The sequence below is a fragment of the Longimicrobiales bacterium genome (assembly GCA_035764935.1).
Taxonomy (GTDB): Bacteria; Gemmatimonadota; Gemmatimonadetes; order Longimicrobiales; family RSA9; genus DASTYK01.
The window spans coordinates 1-5,178 of the sequence record DASTYK010000086.1 but is presented as its reverse complement, the minus strand read 5'-3'; the positions used below and the strand labels follow the sequence as shown (position 1 = coordinate 5,178).

Below are 5,178 nucleotides of genomic sequence, written 5' to 3'. Positions count from 1 at the left end.
CGCGGCGAGGAGCATGGTTGCGGGGGTGAGCCGGCGACGAATGCTCCGGAGCGGGCGCTCCGACGCGCGGAACGCCTCGATCGGTTGCTGCATCCTGCCTCCCGATGTCGTGTGTGATGCTGATCTACGCCTGCGGCACGTTGCGCCGCGCGCGCTCGAGTGCCTGCTCCGCCTTGCGCACCTCGGCTGCCACGGACTCTGCGCGTTTGCGTGCACTCGCGACGCGCTGTCGCGCAGCACGCGCGTCTGCCTCGGCCTGTCGCACTCGCTCCTCGGCGTCGGCGAGCTGCGCCTCCGCCTGCTCGGTGTCTGCGTTGGCGCGCTCCAGCCGCGATCGAGAATCGTCCAGCGCGCTGGCCGCGGCTTCCACGGCCGCACGCGCGGCCTGTTCGCGCTCGTCGCTCTTGCGGCGCGGCGTTGCGACCGTCGCTCCTGCCGCCGGTGCGGAGGTCGCGGCTGCAGGCTGCATGGTAAATGCAGAAAAGACGTCGAGTCCGCCAGCTTCAGGGACGTCGACGAGGCATCCGGACCTGAGCTGCTCGAAGCTGTCCTGCCGGCCGAGCACCGCGTGCACCGCGCCCATCAGGGCGCCGGGCTCGGTGCGGTGCCCTGCACTCCCTGCCGCATCCGCCGCGTTCTCCGCGAAGCTGCGCACCGCGTCCCGCAGTGCTGCCATCGCCGCGCGTGCATCGCCGCCGCTGGATTGTGCCTTCACGAGCGCGGCGGCGGCATCGGCGAGGGCGTCGAAGCTGTCGCGTGCCGTGATCGCGCCCTGGTCGAGTGCCCAGGCGACGCGCGACGGCTTGCGCAGCCCCTTGACCGCGTTCGCAGCGTCGCGGTCACCGGCAGAACGCAGCTCGCGGACGAGCGCGTCACGACGTCGCACGAAATCCTCGAGCGGACCGCCGTAGATGCGGGCGTACGGCAGGTCGGGCGACGTGCTGCTCATCGCTGCGGCGTCATTGACATCAGGTGATCGCATCCAACACGACGCGAGTGACCTTCCACTGTCCGTCGGCATATCGCAACTCGAATGTCATCGCCGCGCCGGAGATGCGCGTGACGCCGGACGACCGGCGGGTCGATCCCACCGTCACTTCCGCCAGGCCGCTACCCGCATCGAGATACTCCAGCGTGATGTTCCAGTGGCGGGCTACGTCCATCGAGCACTTCGGCCACTGCCCGCTCGGCAGGTCCTCGACGCGCTGGCAGTGAACTACTTCGTCCCGTGGAACCAGTCGCAGTCCGAGGCGGCGGGCGATCTCCGCGCTCACGCTGTCCGACATCGGCACCAGCCTCGAGCCCTCCGATGTCTGGATGCGGACGTGCAACGAGCCCGCGTCCTCCCGCAACGTACCGACGTCGCCGACCCAGTGCGTCACAGCCGTGACCACGACGTCGACCGTATCCGGAGGGGCCGTTGGCGGAGCGGCGTTGAGTGCGAGCAGCAGCAGGAATTCCATTTCGATCTCCCGGTGGATCCGGTCGCCTCGGTCCTCCTGTTCAGAGCGAAGCCGGGCGGGTGTGGAGCGGGCTAACGGTCGGTCAGAATCTCTTCCGCCACCGCTTCCCATTCCGCGAGCGACGGCCGTCCTTCAGTCGAATACGACCGTTTCCTCGCCGACCTCCACCGCACCGTACTTCAGGTCGCCCACCCGCTCGTATACGTGCAGCACCGCTCCGGTCGTGTTCTGCCGGAGATCGACGAGGCAAAAGCTACGCGGGATCGTGCCGTCGCCAAACAGGCGCTTGCCGGTGCCGAGAGCCACGGGAAACATCCAGAGCCGCAGCTCGTCGACGAGATCATGCTCGAGCAGGGTCTGGACGAGCTCACTGCTGCCATGGACCTGGATCTCGCCGCCATCCCGGGATTTCAGCTCGGCGACAGCATCCGCGACGTCGCCCTGGAGCAGGCTCGCGTTGTTCCAGCTGACGTCCTTCAGGGTGCGCGATGCGACGTACTTCGGTCGCGTGTTGAGCGCCATGGCCGACTCGTCCGCAGGATCGGTGGACCTGGGCCAGGAGGCGGCGAAGATCTCGTACGTCTTGCGGCCCAGGAGAAACGCGCCGGCGCTCGTCGTCCACTCGGTCATGGTCTCGACGAGCGTATCGTCGAAGTATGGCACCAGCCAGCCGCCGTGGCGGAAGTCGCCGTCGCGATCCTCGTCGGGAGCGCCGGGGGCCTGCATGACCCCGTCCAGCGTCAGGAATGTACCGACTACGAGCTTTCTCATGATTCCCTTCCGTATGCATCGCGAGGCGATGCGGCGATCGATGCTGTGGCGTCGAGCCCGGCGGTCGCTCACACTGGCAGGATGATCCACGCCGGGTACCATTCGAAGTCAGACGATCTGCTCATTCGTACTGCAACAATCGCAGCCAGTACGTTGCGGCGTCGCGCTGAATGTGGCATCATGCAGCAACAAGCAGATGGCGATGGAGTTCGCCTGAACCGCGGTCCGCCACCGCTGATGACTCCTCCCACCGGCCTCGCCGGTCGGGAGGCTTTTTCGTGGAGGGTTCATGACCGTGCTGTACATCGCACTCGGCGGTGCCGCCGGCGCCGTGGCCAGGTACGGCCTGGGCGGCTGGATCCAGGCCCGCGCCGGCTCGAGTTTTCCGCTGGGCACGCTGGTGGTGAACGTGGTGGGGTCGCTGCTGCTCGGATTCGTCCTCCACTACCTCGAAGCGATCCGCCTGGCGCCCGAGGTACGCGCGTCCATCACGATCGGCCTGCTCGGCGCATTCACCACGTTCAGCACCTTCAGCTACGAGACCGTCGAGCTGCTCGGGGTCGGCGCGTGGGGCAAGGCCGGAGCGTATGCCGTGGGCTCACTGCTGCTGGGGGTGGCTGCTGTCCTGGTCGGCAATGCTGCTGCCGCCTCTTTTCTGTCGATCCGATCGTGAAACGGCCGCGGCGGCGACACGCGCATTGAGGCTGTCGCAGGCGTCAATTGCACTCACGCCATTCCCGACGGCTCGCTCATTCCTTCACTCGACGGGGGTAGCTCTCCGACCTACTACGTCAGAGTTCCCGGTTGTCTACGTCGCGAACGGCAGCGCCGCGACGCGATTACAGGGTGCATGGTGCAGCACCGTCCGATTTCCTCAGAAGGAGGCCACCATGCGCCAGTCCTCCGTTGCTGCCGTAATTCTGACCGCCGTTGTTCCCGGCTGCAGTGATCCCCTGGCCGTTTCCACGCGCCCGGAAGCCGATGGTCCGATGGCAGAGACAGCTCCCCCCGGGCTGATGCTGCCGAGCACGATCGAGGCGCTGCTCGCGCTGGAGGCAGGACCGGTGGTCATCGCGCATCGCGGAATGGGGCCGAATCGCGGCGAGGATCCCCTGCGCCCCATCGAAAATTCGCTCGCTGCGCTGCGAGCCGGATTCGCTGCAGGTGCACCAGTGGTGGAACTGGATCTGGCGCTGACCTCAGACGGAAAAGTGGTAGCCTGGCATGAGGACTTTCTCGACGACCTGACCTGTTTCAGCACGATGACGGCGGATGAGCTGCTGGCGCGTGAGCCGCATATTGCCACTCTCGAGTCACTGCTGCAGAACGCGCGACGCGCCAACCGTGCCTCACCGGATCGGCTGAGCGGCCTCGTCACGGTCGAGCTCAAGCCGCCCTCACCGTTATGTGACCCGCTGGATGAGGGCGAAGACGAGCTGGTCGATGCGGTGATCGGCACCATCCGCCGCATGCATGCGAGCGATATTGTCTTCTTCAACTCCATGTCACCCGTCATGCTCGCACTTGCGGCCGACCGCGCACCCGAGATCCCGCGCCAGCTCACGCTTCTCGTTCTGCAATTCCTGTCGCCGCAGCAGATCGAAGCCGCGCTCGGCCTTCCCGTCACGCTGATCGACAAGGCGCCAGAATTCGGCCTGCAGTGGGCCGAGCTGGGCACCGTGCACCGGTTGCCCGGATATGCCGAACCGGCGCAGGCCCTGGCGACGGCACATGCTGTGGGGGCGACCATTGTCAGCTTCGACCTGCGTCTGCTGGCACAGCTCGAGCAGCTTCAGGCCGGCGCGGCAAGCATGCTGGTCGCTGTGGCGAAGCAATCCGGCCTGCACGCATTCGGCGGTGATGTCGTCGACGCACAGCAATGGATGTTCGGTGCTGCGCTCGGGCTGGACGCGCTCTACGCCGATGACGTCCCCCTCGCCGTCTCGCTGCAACCACCCCTGGATTAAAGCGGCTCAGTCCTTCACTGCCCACCGCCGCTGCCCCGGCGCACAACACATCCCCCGGGCAGCGGCTGCTGGGCACAGGTGCCGTATGGCGCAGAATCCGGAATGACGACGCCGACAGCCTGTCGACAGGGTCGCGGTAAGCCATCAGCTCGTACCAGGCACGGCCGTTTCCTTTCAAGACGACGGGATCCTTGACACACCAAGATTCCTTGATGTATCATCCTGCCATGAAGACGACCGAGCTCAGCCCCACCCAGACCGCACGCCTCTTCCAGGCGCTCTCCGACGAGACGCGGCTGCGCGTCATCGATATGCTGGCGAGCGGAGAGAAGTGCGTGTGCGACCTGCAGGACGCGGTCGGGGCGGCCCAGTCGCGGCTGTCGTTCCACCTCAAGGTGCTGCGCGAGGCGGGGCTGGTGAACGACCGGAAGCAGGGGCGCTGGAATTTCTACTCCCTGAGGCCGGAGGTGCTGGACGGGATGGCCGCGTACCTCCAGGAGCGGAAGCCGGATCCGGAGGCGTGGTCGAGCTGTGCGTGCGGCGAGCCGCACGAGGATCAGTGTTGCGGTTGAGTTCTTTTTTTGTGCCGGAATCCATCAACTTTTCTTGATCGGCGAGGACGATATGAGCGACGTGCGGGAGGTAGTGAGGGAGCGATACGGGCAGGCGGCGCTCCGGGTCGTGCAGGAACAGGCGAAGGGATCGTGCTGCGGGACGGGCGGGAGCTGCGGCACGACGGATCCGATCACGCGCGATCTGTACGACTCCGTGACGACGGCGACGCTGCCGGAAGCGGCCGTCCTCGCGTCACTCGGCTGCGGCAACCCGACGGCCCTGGCCGAGCTGAACGCCGGCGAGGTGGTGCTGGACCTGGGGAGTGGCGGCGGGATCGACGTGCTGCTGTCGGCGAAGCGGGTGGGCCCGACGGGCAAGGCGTACGGCCTGGACATGACGGACGAGATGCTGGCGCTGGCGCG

7 protein-coding genes and 1 riboswitch are annotated in these 5,178 nt (G+C 66.8%); of the genes, 4 read left to right on the top strand and 3 right to left on the bottom strand.

What is annotated here, in order from left to right:
- Window positions 1-124: 124 nt before the first annotated feature.
- The 3 genes from VFU06_06810 to VFU06_06800 form a co-directional block, all read right to left on the bottom strand.
- The gene (locus VFU06_06810; protein HEU5209104.1) at window positions 125-982 is read right to left on the bottom strand and encodes a hypothetical protein; all 858 of its coding nucleotides are present in this window, start codon (window positions 980-982) and stop codon (window positions 125-127) included.
- The gene (locus tag VFU06_06805) at window positions 969-1,463 is read right to left on the bottom strand and encodes a hypothetical protein (GenBank protein ID HEU5209103.1); all 495 of its coding nucleotides are present in this window, start codon (window positions 1,461-1,463) and stop codon (window positions 969-971) included. Before VFU06_06805 ends, VFU06_06810 begins: the two co-directional genes overlap by 14 nt.
- Window positions 1,464-1,595: 132 nt before the next feature.
- On the bottom strand, window positions 1,596-2,234 hold the full coding sequence (locus tag VFU06_06800; GenBank protein HEU5209102.1) for a dihydrofolate reductase family protein: 639 nt from the start codon (window positions 2,232-2,234) through the stop codon (window positions 1,596-1,598).
- A gap of 189 nt (window positions 2,235-2,423) precedes the next feature.
- A riboswitch (Fluoride riboswitch) is annotated at window positions 2,424-2,488 on the top strand.
- A 35-nt stretch (window positions 2,489-2,523) separates the two neighbouring features.
- Between VFU06_06800 and crcB the strand changes: the two genes are divergently transcribed.
- The 4 genes from crcB to VFU06_06780 all read left to right on the top strand — a co-directional run.
- Entirely contained in the window at window positions 2,524-2,907 is a 384-nt protein-coding gene (crcB, locus tag VFU06_06795) for a fluoride efflux transporter CrcB (GenBank protein HEU5209101.1), read from the top strand.
- A 391-nt stretch (window positions 2,908-3,298) separates the two neighbouring features.
- Window positions 3,299-4,201, top strand: a complete 903-nt coding sequence (locus VFU06_06790; GenBank protein ID HEU5209100.1) for a glycerophosphodiester phosphodiesterase — start codon at window positions 3,299-3,301, stop codon at window positions 4,199-4,201.
- A gap of 227 nt (window positions 4,202-4,428) precedes the next feature.
- A complete protein-coding gene (locus VFU06_06785) occupies window positions 4,429-4,773 on the top strand; it encodes a metalloregulator ArsR/SmtB family transcription factor (protein ID HEU5209099.1) in 345 nt (114 codons plus the stop codon).
- Between the two features lie 52 nt (window positions 4,774-4,825).
- Window positions 4,826-5,178, top strand: a 353-nt coding sequence (locus VFU06_06780) for a methyltransferase domain-containing protein (protein HEU5209098.1), incomplete at its 3' end; no start/stop codon positions are given.